Source organism: Protofrankia sp. CiP1_Cm_nod2 (genome assembly GCF_920664355.1).
Lineage (GTDB): Bacteria > Actinomycetota > Actinomycetes > Frankiales > Frankiaceae > Protofrankia.
Window position 1 is genome coordinate 17438 of sequence record NZ_CAKKTL010000106.1, and the last position, 1021, is coordinate 18458.

The 1021-nt window shown below is 77.3% G+C and carries 1 pseudogene; it reads left to right on the forward strand.

Going from position 1 to position 1021, the window contains the following annotated elements:
- Positions 1-183: 183 nt before the first annotated feature.
- A pseudogene (locus NBW84_RS13400) lies at positions 184-1021 on the forward strand (hypothetical protein); the annotation flags it as partial.

Sequence of the window (1021 nt, forward strand, 5' to 3'; positions counted from 1 at the left end):
AAGGCCGATGCCCGCCGGGGGCATACGGCGACAGGTGCCCGGACGGACCGCCCACCCAGGCGTGCATACGGCTGTCCATCCGGCTGTCCATCCGGGTGTCCACCTGGGTGTCCACCTGGGTGTTTCGCCCGGTTCGCCGCTGTCGTCCGCGACCGCCCACGGCAGCCATGGGAACATGGGGACGTGTACGCCCGCGGAGGCAGGACGGTCCTCAGGACGAAGCCGGCCGGCACGCCGGTGGACAGTCACCCGCGGCGACCGGGCTGCCCGCGGACGCCTCTCACCGGCATCTGCGTCGCCGTCGCCGCTGCCGTACCGGTGCTCGCCGCGACCGTGGGGCGGCTTCCGCTCGCCGCCGTCATCGCCGTCGAAGGGGTCCTGCTCGGCCGGGCCTGGGTGCGGGCGCTCGGGGCGTCGACCGGGACCCTCGCGATCGTGCTGGTGGCGGCGCTGGCCGCGGACGTCACCGCCGCGCTGACCGATTCCGACGGGATCGGGAACCTGGCCGGGGTCATCGGCCCCGCCGTGGTGGCGGTCATCCTCGTCCAGCTGGCCAGACGGCGCGGGGGTGCGCGGGCCGCCGGTGCTTCGCCGTGGGCCGGGCCGCCAGCGGCGACCGGGGCCCGGCAGCAGTATGATCATGTTCTTTCCGCGCCGCCGGTGAGACGGCTGCTCGGGGCAGGGGAGCGGCGGGCCACCGCCCGCCGTCACGGCTCCCCGGTGGGACGGGCGGCGACGGTCACGGTCGACATGGCCGCGGGCCTGAGCGGAGTGGTTCTGGTCGCCCTGCTGGCCGGCTGCCTGAACGTGGCCGCCATCCGGGCGCCGGACGGCCGGCTGGTCGGCCCCGCGGTGCTGGCCGCCGGTCTGCTGGGTGCGGGTACGGCCGTCCTCGTCACACGGCTGTGTGCCGCGATGCCGCGCACGGGTGCGCTCACCGGGCCGGGAGGAGCGGCGGGGCCCACCGGGTGGGGCCGGGCCCGCCCCGGGCCGCGGGCCGGTGGGCCGGCCGGGCTGGCTG